The sequence below is a fragment of the Corallococcus sp. NCSPR001 genome, assembly GCF_017309135.1.
In the GTDB taxonomy this organism is placed as follows: domain Bacteria; phylum Myxococcota; class Myxococcia; order Myxococcales; family Myxococcaceae; genus Corallococcus.
In genome coordinates, this window is sequence record NZ_JAFIMS010000002.1 from 155,019 (window position 1) to 171,624 (window position 16,606).

Consider the following 16,606-nt stretch of genomic DNA (forward strand, 5'->3'; position numbering starts at 1 on the left):
CAGGTTGAGCAGCGGAGGCAATTGTCTCGGCTCAAAGCCTCTCCCCGCCACGTCCCCAGGTGCGAGCCGTGGCCGCATGGCTGACACTCGCACTGGATGTTGGGACATAGAAAAGGACAGCGGTGGGCATCCACCCCACGGCGGCGGAGGAGTTCGTCACGCTGCGAGACAAGCGCCCGGATCCTTCGGAGAGCGCCACGATGCTGGAGCTGGGGCGTGAAGCGGTGGCCACGCCGCCGGGGGATACGCGCAAGCAGTCACGCTTCGTCGTCGGGGAGGAGCGTGCGGAGCAGTTCGTCGTCAGGGCCCAGCGGGCGCCAGCCCGGAGGCGGAGGACTCACGCGAAGGGCGGCCCGGGCCTGTTTGACCCGCTCTTTGTGCGTATCAGGGGTGTCAGCGGACCAGCAGCCGAGCGCCTTCGCGACCTGGAAACGAGACCCGTCATCCATCACGGCCGGCCAGCCATGAGGGAGGCTCTCGGAGAGTTCACGCACGAGCACGTCACGCACAAAACGTGTGACCTGATTGCGCTGCTCCGCCTCGGCATGCAATCCGCCCAGGACCTGCACCCCAGCAATGTCATCCTTGCCAAGTTCTTCGGCGAGCTGTCTTAGCGAGACAGCAGGCCGCGCCTCGGCGAAGGCGGTCAGCGAGCTGAAGCCGCGTTCGCGCACACGATCATAAAGGCGGGCCTTCCAATTGCCCTGCCAGGAACGACCGTCGGTCATCGCGGTCCCCATTGAATGAAATTCATTGGGATGTCGTAGCGCTGCATCCGAGACGCAACAATATTCAGGACCTCATTTCGCGTCAGCATGCGGCCAACTTCGACTTCAGCTTCACTCAATGCCTCCATGATCATCCGATTCCACTCGCCGGGCCACTTGCGTCCCTGTTTCCAGTTTCCTCCACCGTGAATCGCCTCGTGGTGGGCCCGCTCCATTCGGACACAGAACTTGTCGATGTTCATGTCGCCCTTGAAGCCGCGCCGTTCGAACCATTCACGGTGCTCTTGCGGCAGCACATGATGTTTCGGGGCATCGGACATCCCCGCCCCTGCCCTGCCGGTTTGATGCATGGCACGAACCTCGGGGCTGTCCCCCAGCGCTTCACGCACGCCCTTGGGCAGGTCCCGAGGCGCCTGCGCCATCAGCACCTGCCCACCGTGGATGAGAACAGCCGAGCTGACGGCGGGGACGGAGATGACGCCCGCCCGCACCAGCCTTCGCATCATCTCCACCCATTCGGCGGAGACCACCAGCCGCGAGCCCGTCATGACTCCGCCTGAACTCATCACGAAGCCCACGCCCAGCGTCGCAGGCGCGGAAGGAGGCAACCGCGGCAGCGACACCTTCAGCGTGGAGATCATGGCGACCATCTCCACCGCGCGCACCGCCGCGACGACCTGCTCGCCGAGCTTCATGCTCGCGCGGGTCTCCCGATGGATCGCGTCGAACTCACGGGTCAGCTTCCCCATCAACTCGGGCATCGCGACCGCAGCCGCCTCTACCCGCTCCGGGTCCTGGGAGGCGAGGTCCGCCAACGCGGGCTCCATCAACTCCTGCACGCGATGCAGGTCGACGAAGAGCTTCTCGACACTGCACGTCGGACAGTTCCGGAGCACGGCATCCGCGAGGTGGAGGAAGTCCACCCAGGTGGCCAGCAGCAGGCTGCCGAACAGGGCCGCCTGGAGCTTCGGCCCCGTCATGCGCAGGAGCCCCTGCTCCATGCTCGCGTCCTCCACGTCCGAGGCCACGCGAGTCAACCCCGTGGCACTCCCAAGCGAACCCTTCATCCACGTCACCTGACTGGAGCCGTGGTCGAGGTAGCGGGTGAAGACGCCTTTGAGGCTCCATCCCAAGAGAGGCGGAGGACGATTCGCCAGCTTGGAAAGCGCGGCCTCAACGCTACCGAGCGAGCCCTTCACGTCGGCAATGCCCGCGAGGACCGCATCGCGCGTCAGGGCATCGCTTTCACGCGCGCCCTCGCGATGCACAGGTCGTTGCGCCGCCCCAGAGAAGACGGACGTCCCACCCGTCGCGTAGCGCAAGCTCCGCGCACGCGGCTCGGATGCACATCCCGTGACCAGCAGCAGCAGCAAGACCGCCCCACTTCGCACCATCCGCTGCCCTCGATGACTGGTGGCCACGGCAGCCCCGTCAGTCCGTCTCACCCAACTCGAACGCAGAGGTGCCCGTGTGGTGCTTGCGCTTCGTGAGCTGGTGCTCGTCACGGAGCTTGTTCTCGTAGAAGGGCAGGTGCTCGCCCGTGCGGACCTTGCGCAGCGCGCGGATGGTCTCGTGCTCCGTGGTGTTGCTGTAGCCGTGCTTCGTGTGCTCGCGCGCGTACGCCTGGGGCTCCAGCACCATCCGTGTCGGATAGCGGTTCTGCAGGACGTGGATGAGCTCGTGCCCGTAGACGATGAACGCCGGCGCGGGGATGGGATGCTGGGCGCGGGAATAGTTGCGCTGCGTGCTGTCGCGCAGCCCGGAGCGCAGGCTGAGCCGGGAGCCGCGTCCGGAACCCTTGCCCGCGAGCCCTGGCGCCGGTTCGCTCAGCAGGTAGTCCTCGCCGTGGCCGTCCTCGTCGTACCAGCCGAGCTCCACCTCCAGTTCCCCGATGCGCGTGTCCACGGTATCGCGCCGGGTCCCCAGGTCCGCGTAGGGCCTCGACGACGACGCCAGACGCTTGCGCAGCTCGCCCCAGCTCTCACTGCCCTGCCGCGCGTCCTCCTCCATGCGGGTCAGCTCCTGGCTCATCCCTTCGTATTCGCTCTTCAAGCGCGTGAGCTCTTCGGACGTCGCCACCAGCCGCTGCTTGTTGACCACCACCTTCTGCCGGAAGTTGGCGGAGGGCGTGAAGGCCTGGGTGAGCACCAACGTCACCGGCCACTCCGGCTGCTCCTCCGTGTCCTCGAGGATCCACCGCATCAACTCCCGGCCGTGCGGCCGCGACAACAGCCGGGCGTGGATGGCGCGCACCTCGCGGTTGCCGCGCGCGTACTGCGGGCCGACCGGCAGCTTCACCGCGCCCGTGCCGTTGCGCAGCGCATCCCAGTCCGCGTCCAGCTGATTCAACGCGGCGGTCCCCAACGTCCCGCGATCCAGAGTGAAGAGCTTCAGGTTGTTCGTGTGGACGTAGTCCACCATCTCGATGTGCGACTCCTGGATCTCCACCAGCAGCCGCATCAACAGCAGCCGCGACGCCTTGGAATGGGCAAGCCGCTCCTGCTCCAGGTCGCAGATCCGGTACAGCAGGTGCTCCGCCGTATCGAGCGCCTTCAGCTTCCCGTCCACCCACGCCTGCTTGCCCGTGAAGAAGTACGAGGCCTTGCCCCAGCCGCTCCAGTCCGCATGGAACGCATCGAGCGCGACGCAGAACGGCCGGACGAAGTCATTCAATCGCGACACGATGGGCAGCAGGTGATGGGGATCCAGGCCCAGGTCCGACTTGAAGTCATCCGATGTGCTCAGCGCCATGTCCGCTCCCGGTGTCTCGACGAAAGCGGGACGGTAGCACGCGGCTCCCTACTCGCAGGCTCGGGCCCGGGAGAGCAGGTACTCCCGCTGCGGAGGCGTCCGCGCCAGCGCCGCGGCCTGACGGAAGCAATCCGCAGCCCGGCCCCGCGCCCCTACCTGTTCCAGCAGCATGCCCTCCACGGCGAAGCGATACGGGTACCGCCGCAGCACGGCCTCCGAACGCAAGCGGCCCAACGCCTCCAGCGCCTCGGCCGGCCCGCGCACGCGTGACAGCGCGACCACCCGTCCCAGCGCGACGATGGGCGACGGCTTGAGGGCAAGCAGCGCGTCGTACAGCCGCAGCAACCGGGCGCTGTCCTCCGGCCCCGGTGTGGATGTCTTCGCGTGCACGAGGGCGATCTCCGCCTCCAGGTGCAGCGGCGTCAGCACCGTCCCCATGGAGGCGCGCAGGTGCCACAGCCCTCGCGCAATCAACAGGGGCGACGACTCCGTCCCGGTCCGCGCCTCCTGCGGCACGAACGCGCCCCGTGCATCCACGCGGCCCGGGAGCCCCGCGGCGCGGAAGCAGAACAGCGCCGCCAGCGCATGGCCCTCCGGCGTCGCGACTCCCCGATGCGACAGCAGCACCTCCGCCAGACGCAGCGCCTCCAGACACAGCTCCGCGCGGGACAGGTCGTGGCCCTCGGAGGCTTCGTAGCCTTCGTTGAAGAGCAGGTAGAGCGCGGCGTGCACCGCGTCCAGCCGCTCCGGCAGCGCTTCCGGAGCAGGCACCTCCAGCGTGGCGCGGCAGGTGCGCAGCGTCCGCTTCGCGCGCACCCACCGCTGCGCAACGGTGGGCTCGTCCGCGAGCAGCGCGGCGGCGGCCTCTCGCACGGAGAAGCCACACGCCACCTTCAGCGTGAGCGTCACCTGCATTTCGCGAGAGAGCCCCGGATGGCAGCACGCGAAGAGCAACCGCAGCGCATCATCCGGAAGCTCCGCCGCGAAGCGCGTGGGCGCATCCTCCGGAGGCCCGGCCTCCTCCACGGCCTCCGAGCCCACCTCCGGCGCGCGCTGCCGCGAGAGGTCCGTCAGCCGGTTCAGCGCCACCCGCAGCAGCCATGCGCGCGGCTGCTCCGGGATGCCGTGGAAGCCCCATGTCCGCGCCGCCTGGAGCATGGCGAACTGCACCGAGTCCTCCGCCAGGTCCAACCGTCCCAGCCCCACGCGCCGGGCCAGGGACGCGACGAGCCCCGCGGACCACTCGCGAAAGGCCAGCTCTAGCGCCTGCGCCGCTGAGGACACGCCGTCAGACCTCTTCGATGGCGCGAAGCTCGACTTCACCGCCGTAGCGCAGGTGCGGGCACGTCCGGGCCAGGGCCACGGCGGCGTCATACGAATCCGCGGACAGGATGAAGAGGCCGCCCACCACGTCCTTCACCTCCGCGTACGGCCCGTCCGACACGAGCACCTGTCCGCCCTGCGGCTTCAGGCGCCGGCCGCCCTCGTCGCGCAGCTTCTCGCCCTGGAGCAGGCGGCCCTCCTGGAGCAATCCATCACTCCATCGGGCGTACTCCTCCACGATGGCCTGCAACTCGGCGGGGGACATGGCGGCGAAGGTGGCGGGGTTCTCGTGCAACAGCATCAGGTAGCGGGCCATGGGATGGACCTTTCGGAGGTCAGCGGGGTTTCGTCGAAAAAGACGGCCCACGTCGCCGGAGATCGACATGCCTACCTCACCGCACCGTGCGCACACCCACTCCGTGGACAGAGAACACTCGTCTCGCGCTCACGGGTGACACGTCACCCGGGGGTGCCTACCCCTGAAGCTCAGGAGGCGCGGGCACGGGCGTGGGCAAGGGCGGACGATGGTTGGGGGGAGTAATGGGGGCGTTGCTGCTCGCGGGATGTCCGTCCGCGTGCAACACGAAGGAGTCGTCCCGTCCATTCCAGCTCACGGGGCAGGTGGGGTCGCGTGGGGCGGGCTTCGCATCGGCGCTGTACCAGACGACGGGTGTGCGGATGGAGCCGCGCAACCGCATCCGGTGGGCGAACAACGGCGCCGTATTCGACGTGATGGTGGAAGAAATCGGCCGCGCCCGCGCCTCCATCCACATCGTGATGTTCATCTGGCGGCCGGGCCGTGCGTCCGACCGCATGATTGAAGCGCTGGCCGAGCGGGCCAAGAAGGGCGTGCACTGCCGCGTCCTGGTGGATCCGCTGGGCAGCGGCCCCTTCGAGACGGAGGTGAAGCCCCGGCTGGAGGCGGCCGGCTGCGAAGCCCACCTGTTCCGCCCGCTGCCGGCGGACGAGAACCTGGCGCGCAACCACCGCAAGATTGTCGTGGTGGACGGCAAGGTGGCCATCACCGGCGGGCTCGCCATCCAGGACGAGTGGCTGGGCGACGCGCGCAACGAAAAGGAATGGCGCGACACCAACGTCCGGGTCCAGGGCCCGGTGGTGGCGCAGCTCCAGCAGGCGTTCGCGGAGAACTGGCAGGAGTCGACGGGCGAGCTGTTGCCCCAGTCGGACTTCCCCACGCTGTCGGTGGAGCAGCCCGGCCTGGACGCCGCGGGCGAAGGCTGGGCGGCCTTCGTCAGCAGCACGGCGAACCCGGAGGTGACGCGCGCGGAGCGGCTGACGCAGCTGATGGTGAAGGCGGCGAAGAAGCGGCTGTGGATTTCGCAGGCGTACTTCACGCCCAACGACGCGCTGACGGCGCTGCTGGTGGAGAAGGCACGCGCGGGCGTGGACGTGCGGGTGCTGGCGCCAGGGGACAAGAATGATCAGCGGGCCATCACGGTGCTCCAGCGCCAGACCTACGACACGCTGCGGGCGGCGGGCGTGCGCCTCTGGGAGTACCAGCCGTCCATGATGCACGCGAAGACGATGCTGGTGGACGACCGGCTCGTGCTGGTGGGATCCATCAACTACGACGCGCTGTCGTTCAACCTGCTGGAAGAAGGTTCACTCGTCCTGGAGGACATGGAGGCGGCACGTCAGTTGGAGGCCATCTTCCTTGACGACCTCACGAAGGCGCGCGAGGTCCAGGCAGAGCAGGCGAACCGCTAGGGACCGGCTGTCCGCTTTCACGCGGGGCCCCGGGAAACAGTGGGCAAGGGGCGGGCCGTGTGCTCAAGAAGTGCTCCAGGGCCGCGCAGAGGGAAGGCCCGGGAGGCATCGCCATGAGCAGCGCAGCTCCTCGTCATCTCTTCGTCGCGGGCGCCACGGGCGCGACGGGCCGCACGCTGATGCGGCAGGCCCTGGCCCAGGGCATCTCCGTGACGCCGCACGTGCGCCCCAGGAGCGCGGGCACGGAGCCCGCGTGCCACTGGCCGAAGAAGGCGGTGCTGGAGCTGGCGGACGGACCCGCGCTGGTGGAGGCGATGAAGGGCAGCACCACGGTGCTCCAGCTCATCGGAACGATGCGCAAGCGCTTCGCTGCGGGGGATACCTACGAGACGAGCGACATCGGCACCACGCGGCAGTTGGTGGACGCTGCGAAGGCGGCGGGGGTGGACCACTTCATCCTGCTCACGTCGGTGGGAGCGGGAAGCCCGGTGGGCGCGTACCTCAAGGCCAAGGCGGAAGCGGAGCGCATCGTCCGGGAGAGCGGCATCCCCTACACGATGGTGCGACCCCCAGCGCTGGAGGGCGAATACCACGCGCCGCCCGGCATCCTGCACACGCTGGGCAAGCTGCCGCTGCTGCACAAGTTGAAGCCCATGCACCTGGACCAGTTGGCCGCCGTGCTCCTGCGAATCGCGGAGCGCCGTGCGCCGCTGGACACAGCGCTGGAAGACAAGCGCCTCTGGGCGGAGGTCGAAGCTGTCAGACCCTAGGCTTACTCCTTCACCGCGCCGGCCGTGAGCCCGGACACGATGCGCCGCTGGAACAACACCGTGAGCACCACCAGCGGCAGCGTGGCCACCACCGACGCGGCGGCGATCTCTCCCCACGGTTCTTTGTACTCACTGGCGAAGAGGCTGATGGCCACCGGCACCGTGCGCTTCTCCGGCGTGGACAGGAACGTCAGCGCGTAGAGGAACTCGTTCCACGCGAAGATGAAGACCAGGATGGCCGTCGTCGCCAGCCCCGGCGCCGCCAGGGGCAACAGCACCCTCCGGAACGCGCCCACCGGCGTGCACCCATCCACCCGCGCCGCGCGGTACAGCTCATCCGGCAGCTGGCGGAAGAACGACGTCAGCACCCACAGCGTCAACGGCAGCGCGAACGTCGTGTACGGCAGCGCCAGCCCCACCAGGCTGTCCCGCAGGCCCACCGCGTTGAGGATGAGGTACAGCGGGCTCACCGTCGCGATGGGCGGGAACATCGACACGCCCAGCGCCGCGGACAGCAGCAGTCCCCTCCCCCGAAACTCCAGCTTCGCCAGCGCGAACGCCGCGGACGCCCCCACCGTGAGACAGAACACCGTCGTCAGCGTCGCCACCACCAGCGAGTTCAACACCGCCCACAGGAACGGCCGCCCGAACAACACGCTCTCGTAGTTCGCCCCCGTCAGGTGCGAAGGCCACGGCCGCGTCAGCTCGCCGTCCGGCCACAGGCTCGTGAGCACCTGCCACAGGAACGGCCCCAGGAAGAACGTGAGGAACGCCACCACGGCCAGCGCCGTGCCCAGCCCTGGCCGCTTCATCGCCGCCCCTCCTCGCGCCCCAGCCAGCGCAGCCACACCACCGCCAGCAGCACCACGCACAGGAACGTCGCCACCGACAGCGTGCTGCCGTACCCGAAGTCCCCGGAGCGCATCAGCGTCTTGTACGCGTAGATGCTCAGCGTCTCCGTCGTGTTCGCGGGCCCGCCCTCCGTCAGCACGTAGATGGCGTCGAACACGCGGAACGCGTCCAGCGACCGGAACAGCACCGCCAGGAGCAGCGCGGGCTTCAGCAGGGGAATCGTGATGGACCGGAACTGCCGCCACCCCGACGCCCCGTCCACGCGCGCCGCCTTGTAGAGGTCCTCCGGAATGCCCTGCAACCCCGCCAGCACCAGCAGCGCCACGAAGGGCGTCGTCTTCCACACGTCCACCAGGATGGCCGCGTGCAACGCATACCCTGGCGCTCCCAGCCAGTTCACCTCCGCGCCGCCCAGCAGCCGGTTGATGAGCCCGTAGTCCGGGTTGAACATCCACGCCCACAGCCGGGCACTCACCACCGTGGGAATCGCCCACGGCACCAGCACCGACGCGCGCAGCAGGCCCCGCCCCGGGAACGCGCGGTTGAGCAGCAGCGCCAGCGGCACCGCGAGCAGCAGCTCCACCGTCACCGCCACCGCCGTGAAGTACGCCGTGTTCCCCAGCGCGGACCAGAAGCGCGCGTCCCCCATCAGGTAGACGTAGTTCTCCAGCCCCGTGAAGCGCCGCTCGCCGAACACCAGGATGAAGCGGTGCAGGCTCAGCCACATCGCGGCCAGCACCGGGTACAGCGCCACCACGGCCAGCACCAACACAGCCGGCGCCACCAGCAGGTACGCCTGCCGCCGCTCCCGGGCCTGCGACCCCACGGCCCTCATTCCACCTCCGGAGGCTGCTCGCCGGTCAGGTGATCCACCTGCTTCTGCGCCCGGGTGAGCGACACCTCCGGAGTCCGCAGGCCCGCCACCGCGGCGGAGAACTCGCTCTGGAGCACGTCCGCGATGAGCAGGTAGTACGGCGTCACCGGCCGGGGGCGCGCCCGTACCAGCGCCTCCTTCAGGCTCGCGATGAACGGCTCCTCGGCGCGCAGCTGCGGGTCGTCATACAGCGCCAGGCGGGGCGGGTTGCGCGCGTAGTGCAGCGCCAGCACGCGGTTCGCCTCCGGCGACGTCAGGTGCGCGATGAGCCGAGCCGCCGCCTTGCGCCGCGCGGGCGACACATGCGCGTTCACCGCGAGCTGCCAACCGCCCAGCGTCCCCCACCCCGGCTGTCCATCCTTCGTCGGCAGCGGCGCAATGCCCACCTTGCCCCGGATGGGCGAGCCCTCCGCCTGCGCCTCGCTCCACGCATACGGCCAGTTGCGCATGAACACCGCGCGCCCCTCCTGGAACACGCGCCGGGACTCCTCTTCGCCAAAGCCCGTGACCGTCTGGGGAGACAGCCCGTCCGCGATGAGCCCATGCAGGTACGCCAGCGCCTCGCGCGCGGGCTCCGTCTCCAGCAGCACCCGTCCGTCCGCTCCCAGCGACTGCCCGCCGTGGCCCCAGATGGCCTCGTACACGTTGCAGGTGAGGCCCTCATATTGCCGGCCCTGCCACACGTAGCCCTGGATGCCGGGCGACTTCGCCATCGCGTCGCGGGTGAAGCGCCGCAGCTCCTCGTAGGTGCGCGGCGCGCGAGGCACCAGGTCCGTGCGGTAGTAGAGGACGCCCACGTCCACGTACCAGGGCACCGCGTACGTGCGCCCGTTCATCACGACGGCGTCCACCGGCCCGGGCAGGAACTCCTCGCGCAGGCGCTCGGGAGGAAACTCCTCGGACAGGTCCGCCACCCAGCCCGCGCGAGCGAACTCCGGCACCCAGACGACGTCCGCCACCAGCACGTCGAAGTCCGTGGCCCCGCCCTGCAACGACGTGAGGAAGAACTGGTGCGCCAGGTCGGACGCGTTCGGCAGCGCCTCCGTCACCAGCTCCACGTCCGGATTGGCGCGCTCATATTGCGCCAGCAACTCACGGAACGGCTTCGGGTCCCCCCACAGCGGCTGAAACTTGAAGACGATGCGGGTGCGGCCCCCGGTGCCCGCTTCGTCGGACGAGCGCCGGCAGCCCCCCACACAGAGGCCCAGCGCGGCGAGGAGGACAAGGAGGCGGCCCATGCGCCCGGATGACTCCAGCGCGCAGGCCCACCGTCAACGACAAGCCCCGCGCCCGGTCATCCAGGCGACACGGGCACCAGGGCCCCCGGTCCTGGCGAGAACAACCGCCGGGCCGTGGCCCCCACCGCGCGGCACGCGAGCGCGTCCACCGCACCGCCCACCAGCCCACCGGCCAGCGGCACCACCTTGGACAGGTTCACGACGCCCTTCTGCGACGCCTTGCTCACCAGCCGGAAGCCCACCGCGCGGTTGATGCTGCTCAGCGCCTGCTTCGGCACGGCCTCCAGCGCGCGCATGCCCAGGTGCTGGCTGATTTCGATACCGGCCTGCTTCACCACTTCCTTGCCAATGTCCCCCACGATGGCCAGCAGCGTGAGGGTCCGCACGCGGTCCTCCTCCACGTCGTGCCCGTGGATGCGGGCAATGGCCCCCACCAGCCGCGCCTGCACCGCCCACGACACGCCCAGGCCCGCGGGCAGCGACACCGGCAGGGTGAGCAGGCCGCCCAGCCCGGAGACGAAGCCCGTGGTGAACAGCTTCCCCGTCTCCCAGTGGATGAGCGAATCGACGCGCGCCTCGTGGTGCGCGTAGCGCGTGTCGCGCAGGTACTCGTCCGCCAGCGCCGTCGCGCTGCACAGCGGGCCCAGGCCCTCGAAGCCCGCGTCCAGCACGGCGTTCACGACTTCCAGCGGCTTCGACATGCGTCCACCTTCCACGTGGCGGGCAAGGGCCTACGGCGACACCGTGTCCCGGGTGAATGAACGCGGCAGGCGCACGGTGAACACCGTGCCCTCCGCCGCGGACGATCGCGCGTCCACCGTCCCGCCGTGCGCCAGCACCAACTGCCGTACGATGTAGAGCCCCAGCCCGATGCTGCGCTCGGAGCGCCCCACCGTCGTCCCGCGCTGGAGCGGCTCGAAGATGCGCGGGAGCATCTCCGGGGCAATGGGGTCGCCCCCGTTGCGCACGTGCACCACCACGGCGTCCGGCTCGCCCCGGCTCTCCACGCGCACCGGCGTGTCCTCCGGGCTGTACTTCAGCGCGTTGCCCAGGACGTTGGACAGCACCTGCGCCATCCGGTCGGAGTCCCACGCCCCCTGCCCGTCCCCCACCTGCTCCACCTGGATGGTGCGCTCCGGGTGCGCCGTGCGCGCCTCCTCCACCACCTGCAGCGTGAGCGCGTGGAAGTCACACGGCGCCGCGTGCACCGGGATGCCGCCGCCCATGCGCGCCTGCGTGAAGTCCAGGAGGTCGCGGATCATCCGCGTGGCCCGCTCCGCCGCGGACAGCACGCGCGCCGCCGCCTTCGCGTGCCACGGCTGGATGTCGTCGCGCCGGAGCATCAACGACGCGCCGGTGAGGATGGCGCCCAGCGGGTTGCGCAGGTCGTGGCTGACGATGCCAATGAGCTGCTGCTCGAACTCCACCCGCGCCTGCGCCTCGTGCACCAGCTTCTGCCGCTCCTCCTCCGCCCGCCGCCGCTCCGTGATGTCGCGCATGGCGCCCACGATGCGCCGCGCCTTCCCGTTCTCTCCGCGCAGGATGGAGCCCTGCGCCGCCACGTACGCGTACTCGCCGTCCTTGCGCAGCACGCGGTACTCGTCCTGCCACCGGTCGTCGTCCGAATCGAACGCCCGCTGCAGCCCCGCCAGCACCCGCTCGCGGTCCTCGCCGTGGATGTGCCGGCGCCACCACGCCGCGTCCACGCCCACCTCTTCCACCGGGAAGCCGAAGACCTCCTCCGTCGCGTCGCCAATCCAGTGCATCGCGTCCGTCTGGAGATCCAGGTCCCAGATGGCGTCGAAGCTCGCGTGCGCCACCAACTGGTAGCGCTCCTCGGAGCGGCGCAGCGCCTCCTCGGTGCGCTTGCGCAGCCGCACCCCTTCCGCCTCGCGCAGCGCCCGCCGCACGCTGGGGCCCAGCCGCTCCAGCCGGTCCTTCAGCACGTAGTCCGTGGCGCCGCGCTTGAGCAGCTCGATGGCGCGGTCCTCGCCCAGCGCGCCGGACACGAAGAGGAACGGCGTGTCCGGACACACGGCCTTCGCCGCCTCCAGCGCGCTCATCCCGTCGAAGCCCGGCACGTTGTAGTCCGACAGGATGAGGTCGAATTTCCCCTTCTCCAGCGCCGCGACGAAGGCCGCCCGTCCCTGCACGCACTCCAGCGTCGAAGGCAGCCCGCCCTCCTCCAGCTGCGCGGCCACCAGCTGCGCGTCCAGGGGGCTGTCCTCCAGCAAGAGGATGGACAGGGGCCGCTCCGCCGATGGCAGGGGCGTCAGGTCCAATGCGGCTCCGCCGCGAGCGCTCACTTCGGAGCTCCGGACGTACCGGGCGAGCCCGGCGGCGGCTGGTTCACCACGGCCCAGAACAACCCCAGCTCCCGCAGCGCGGACACGAAGTCCGGGAAGGCCACCGGCTTCACCACGTAGGCGTTCACGCCCAGGCCGTAGCTGCGCGCCAGGTCCCGCTCCTCGCGCGACGAGGTGAGCATCACCACCGGCACCGCCTTCAGCTCCGGAGCGCCCTTCACCTTCTCCAGCACCTCCAGCCCGTCCACCTTCGGCAGCTTCAGGTCCAGGAGCACCACCGCCGGGTGGCCGTCCTGCCGGCCCGCGTACTCGCCCTTGCGGAAGAGGTAGTCCAGCGCCTGCTGCCCGTCGCGCACCACCACGACTTCATTGGCCAGGTGCACCTCTTCCAGCGCCGCCAGCGTCAGCGCCACGTCGTTGGCGCTGTCTTCCACCAGGAGGATCCGCTTCAGATCGATCACGCGTGCGTCTCGACTTTCTTCTCCAGCGGAGAAGCGCGGGGCAGGGTGAAGGTGAAGGTCGCGCCCTGCCCCACGGCGCCCTCCGCCCAGGTCCGTCCGCCATGGCGCGACACGATGCGCCGCACGTTCGCGAGCCCGATACCGGTGCCCTCGAACTCCTCGGCCGTGTGCAGGCGCTGGAAGACGCCAAACAACTTGTCCACGTACTGCATCTCGAAGCCCACGCCGTTGTCGCGCACCCACACCGCGACCTCGGTGTCCGTCTCCCGGGCCCCCACCTCGATGAGGGCCTCCGGCTTGGGACGGGTATACTTCAGCGCGTTCGCCAGCAAGTTGTGGATGACCTGCCGCAGGAGCGCCGGGTCACCCTCCACCGTGGGCAGGCTCCCCACCCGCCACTCCACCTGCCGCCCGTTGGCTTCCGGCATCAGGTCGCGCCGGGCCTCTTCCACCAGTTGGCCCAGGCCCACCCGCGACTGGCGCAGCTCCGCCCGGCCCATGCGGCTGAAGGCGAGCAGGTCATCCACCAGCGTGCCGCCCTGCTTCGCCGCGCCCGCGATGGTGGAGAGGTAGCCGCGCGACACGTCGTCCAGCTTCGTTCCCGCCCGCCGCTCCAGCAACTGCGCGAAGCCGGTGATGTGGCGCAAGGGCGCGCGCAGGTCGTGCGACACGGAGTAGCTGAAGGACTCCAGCTCCTTGTTCGCCTCCTGGAGCTGGGCGGTGCGCTCGCGCACGCGCTTCTCCAGGCCCGTGTTCAGGTGGCGGATCTCCTCCTCCGCCCGCTTCAGGCTCTCCAGCGTGCGGCGCTCATCGTCGATGTCCGTGTTGGTGCCGAACCAGCGGACGATCCGCCCCTCGCCGTCCCGCACGGGCATGGCACGCGACAGGAACCAGCGGTAGCTGCCGTCCGCGCGGCGCAGGCGGAACTGGTCCTCCCACAGCGTCCCCTCGCGCAGGGCCGCGCCGAAGTGCTCCAGCACGCGCCCGACGTCCTCCGGGTCCACCAGCTCGTTCCAGTCCTTCTCCCCCACCTGCGAGGGCGACGTCCCGGTGTAGTCGTACCAGCGCTGGTTGAACCAGAAGAGGCGCCCGTCCGGCTCCGCCATCCACGACAGCTGGGGGATGGAGTCCGCCAGCGTGCGGAACTGCTGCTCGCGCTCCTTGAGCTCCGCGGCCAGCGCCTCGATGCGCCGGCGCGCCAGCACCTGCTCCGTCACCTCCCAGGACACGGACACGATGCCGTCCACCTTGCCCTCGGCGTTGAGCAGCGGCTGGAAGGTGAGGTTGAAGTAGCCCTCCGGCGCCTCCTGCCCCACGTCGCGCCCCAGGCGCATGGGCACCTCGTGGCCGCGGTAGGTCTCGCCGGTGCGGTAGACGTGCTCCAGTTGGGCCACCTGCCCCTGGTCCTTGAGCTCCGGCAGCGCCTGTCGCACGGGCAGGCCCAGCAGCGGCCGGGAGCCGGTGAGCTTCATGCGCAGGTCGTTGGCCATTTCGAAGACCAGGTCCGGCCCGCGCAGCACGGTGATGGCGGCGGGCAGCTGCTTGAGCACCGCGAACAGGTTGCGCCGCTCCGCCTGCGCCGTCTCGTACAGGCGCGCGTTCTCCAGCGCCACGCTGGCCATCTGCGCCAGCTGCACGGCGATGGTCTCGTCCTCCGCGTCGAAGTCGCCCTCCAGCTTGTCGGACACCTGCACCAGGCCCAGGTTGCGGCCGTCGTGGCCCACCAGCGGCACCGCCAGGAAGCCCTTCAGGGGCAGCGCGGGGGGCGGCGCGGGGGGCGCCTCGGCGTAGGCCGCGTGCTGGAGCAGCGCCTCGCGCGTCAGGCGCAGCGGCCGGTTCTCCTCGCACACCCGGGCGAAGAGGCCGCGCTCGTCCACGGCGGGCTGGACGGCGCCGGGCGCCATCGGCTCATGCCCCAACGCGGACAGCGCGGCGAGCGGCGCGGCATCCCGGCCGTCCATCACCTGCACGAAGGACTGGTTCGCGCCAATCAGCTTGCGCGCCTTGAGCGTCACGAGCTCCAGGATGGCCTGGACGCTGCCCGCCGCGTTGAGCGCCAGGCTCGCGCGCGACAGGCCGCGAAGCTGCTCCGTGCGGCGCAACTCGCCCGCCATCAGCCGGGCCCGCTCCGCGTCGGCGCGCTTGCGCGCGGTGATGTCCTGCACGGTGCCCACGAAGCGCACCGGCTTGCCGTCCTGGAAGTGCGTACGGCCCGTGGCGCGCACCCAGCGCTCCACGCCGTCCTTCAACCCCACGGTGCGGTAGGCCACGTCGTAGTCGCCCTTGCCGCTGGGGTCCCAGCTGAGCGCGATGGCGCGCTGCACGGCCTCGCGGTCCTCCGGGTGCAGGCCCGCGAGGAACAGCTCGTAGGACGACTCCGAGTCGGTCGGCAGGCCGAAGAGCGCCTTGCAGCGCGCGTCCCACTTGAGCTCGCCCGTCACCACGTCCATGTCGAAGGTGCCCAGCGCCGTGGCCGTCAGCGCCAGGCGCAGGCGCTGCTCGCTGTCCGTCAGCGCGGCCTGCTGCCTGCGCAAATCCTGCGTGAGCGCCTCCGTGTGCCGGCGCGCGCGCACGAACTCCGTCACGTCGGTGGCCAGGGTGATGATGCCGGACGCGGTGCCGTCCACCTCCAGCATCGGGTGGTAGATGACGTTGAAGAAGACGGAGTCCGGCTGGCCGTCGCGCACCAGCTTCACCTCGAACTCCGGCCGCACGAAGGGCTGCTTCGTGCGCACCACCCCGCGCAGCACCTCCATCACCTCCGGCTGCTCGGCCATCTCCGGGAACGCCTCCAGCAGCGACTGGCCCGGCGTCACCCGCCGTCCCACCAGCAGCTCGTAGTAGGGGTTCGCCAGCTCGAAGACGAAGTCCGGCCCGCGCGTGATGGAGATGCCCACCGGGGCCTGCATGAAGAACGCGTGCAGCCGCTCGCGGTGGACGGCCTCCAGGGCGTGGCGCTCGCGCTCGCGCAGCGACTCCTCGCGCCGCTGCACCGCCTCGCGCGCCAGGTGCAGCTCCACGAACATGGACACCTTCGCCAGGAGGATTTCAGGCCGCAGCGGCTTGCGCAGGTAGTCCACCGCGCCGTGCGCGTACGCCGCCAGCCACTCCCTCTCGTCGCCGTCGCCCGCCGTCATCAGCAGCACGGGCAGGCGCCGGCTGCGCTCACGCTCGCGCAAGAGGCCCAGCACCTCCACGCCCGTCATGTCCCCCAGGTTCATGTCCATCAGGACGGCGGCGAAGTCCTCGTCCAGCACGCGCCGCAGCGCCTCGCGTCCGGAGGTGGCGCGCACCAGCCGCTGCCCCAGGGGCAGGAGGATGCCCTCCAGCGCCAGGAGGTGCCCGGGCGTGTCGTCGACGAGGAGGATGCTGGCCCGGGGCGAAGGCACGGGCGCGGACACGGCGGCGGAGGACATGGTGGAGGCTCGGGGGACGGGCTCCTCTTCCCTTTAGGCTGGCAGGCACGCGGTGGGGGACGGGCCCGGCTTCGGAGTGTGCCCGGTGACGGCAGGACAACACTCCACGCCGCAACCTGCCTCCTCCCCTCTGTCGATTCCAGCAGAACCCTTGGAAGT

Annotated in this window: 14 protein-coding genes; 2 read left to right on the forward strand and 12 right to left on the reverse strand. The window is 70.1% G+C overall.

Annotated elements, in window-relative coordinates; translation table 11 throughout:
- Positions 1-257 precede the first annotated feature (257 nt).
- Genes JYJ93_RS02480 through JYJ93_RS02500 form a run of 5 tightly spaced genes read right to left on the reverse strand, consistent with a single transcriptional unit; the run spans position 258 to position 5,118 of the window.
- A complete protein-coding gene (locus tag JYJ93_RS02480; protein WP_206786305.1) occupies positions 258-728 on the reverse strand; it encodes an NUDIX hydrolase in 471 nt (156 codons plus the stop codon).
- Positions 725-2,101: a DUF2380 domain-containing protein gene (locus JYJ93_RS02485; protein WP_242543634.1), complete on the reverse strand. Its 1,377-nt coding sequence runs from the start codon at positions 2,099-2,101 to the stop codon at positions 725-727. The genes JYJ93_RS02480 and JYJ93_RS02485 overlap by 4 nt, the downstream gene beginning before the upstream one ends.
- Before the next feature lie 58 nt (positions 2,102-2,159).
- Positions 2,160-3,479: a hypothetical protein gene (locus JYJ93_RS02490; protein ID WP_206786308.1), complete on the reverse strand. Its 1,320-nt coding sequence runs from the start codon at positions 3,477-3,479 to the stop codon at positions 2,160-2,162.
- Positions 3,480-3,527: 48 nt separating this feature from the next.
- Positions 3,528-4,763, reverse strand: coding sequence for a DUF6596 domain-containing protein (locus JYJ93_RS02495; RefSeq protein ID WP_206786310.1), 1,236 nt, complete (start codon positions 4,761-4,763; stop codon positions 3,528-3,530).
- Between the two features lie 4 nt (positions 4,764-4,767).
- The gene (locus JYJ93_RS02500) at positions 4,768-5,118 is read right to left on the reverse strand and encodes a YciI family protein (protein WP_206786312.1); all 351 of its coding nucleotides are present in this window, start codon (positions 5,116-5,118) and stop codon (positions 4,768-4,770) included.
- A 224-nt stretch (positions 5,119-5,342) separates the two neighbouring features.
- Here JYJ93_RS02500 and JYJ93_RS02505 point away from each other — a divergent pair, with 224 nt between their 5' ends.
- Together JYJ93_RS02505 and JYJ93_RS02510 are read left to right on the forward strand one after the other, a co-directional pair.
- Positions 5,343-6,530, forward strand: coding sequence for a phospholipase D-like domain-containing protein (locus tag JYJ93_RS02505; RefSeq protein WP_206786314.1), 1,188 nt, complete (start codon positions 5,343-5,345; stop codon positions 6,528-6,530).
- 113 nt (positions 6,531-6,643) lie between these two features.
- On the forward strand, positions 6,644-7,300 hold the full coding sequence (locus tag JYJ93_RS02510; protein ID WP_206786316.1) for an NAD(P)-binding oxidoreductase: 657 nt from the start codon (positions 6,644-6,646) through the stop codon (positions 7,298-7,300).
- A 2-nt stretch (positions 7,301-7,302) separates the two neighbouring features.
- Here JYJ93_RS02510 and JYJ93_RS02515 read toward each other — a convergent pair whose 3' ends face one another.
- From JYJ93_RS02515 to JYJ93_RS02545, 7 genes are read right to left on the reverse strand one after another with little or no spacing between them, the layout of a single operon-like run.
- Positions 7,303-8,112, reverse strand: coding sequence for a carbohydrate ABC transporter permease (locus JYJ93_RS02515; protein ID WP_014392992.1), 810 nt, complete (start codon positions 8,110-8,112; stop codon positions 7,303-7,305).
- Positions 8,109-8,987, reverse strand: coding sequence for a sugar ABC transporter permease (locus tag JYJ93_RS02520; RefSeq protein ID WP_206786318.1), 879 nt, complete (start codon positions 8,985-8,987; stop codon positions 8,109-8,111). The genes JYJ93_RS02515 and JYJ93_RS02520 overlap by 4 nt, the downstream gene beginning before the upstream one ends.
- Entirely contained in the window at positions 8,984-10,264 is a 1,281-nt protein-coding gene (locus JYJ93_RS02525) for an ABC transporter substrate-binding protein (protein WP_206786320.1), read from the reverse strand. Before JYJ93_RS02525 ends, JYJ93_RS02520 begins: the two co-directional genes overlap by 4 nt.
- 56 nt (positions 10,265-10,320) lie before the next feature.
- A complete protein-coding gene (locus JYJ93_RS02530) occupies positions 10,321-10,965 on the reverse strand; it encodes an EcsC family protein (protein WP_206786322.1) in 645 nt (214 codons plus the stop codon).
- Between the two features lie 30 nt (positions 10,966-10,995).
- Positions 10,996-12,570, reverse strand: coding sequence for an ATP-binding protein (locus JYJ93_RS02535; RefSeq protein WP_206786324.1), 1,575 nt, complete (start codon positions 12,568-12,570; stop codon positions 10,996-10,998).
- Positions 12,567-13,031, reverse strand: a complete 465-nt coding sequence (locus tag JYJ93_RS02540) for a response regulator (protein ID WP_206786326.1) — start codon at positions 13,029-13,031, stop codon at positions 12,567-12,569. The genes JYJ93_RS02535 and JYJ93_RS02540 overlap by 4 nt, the downstream gene beginning before the upstream one ends.
- Positions 13,028-16,447: a PAS domain-containing protein gene (locus tag JYJ93_RS02545; RefSeq protein WP_206786327.1), complete on the reverse strand. Its 3,420-nt coding sequence runs from the start codon at positions 16,445-16,447 to the stop codon at positions 13,028-13,030. Before JYJ93_RS02545 ends, JYJ93_RS02540 begins: the two co-directional genes overlap by 4 nt.
- Positions 16,448-16,606: the final 159 nt, after the last annotated feature.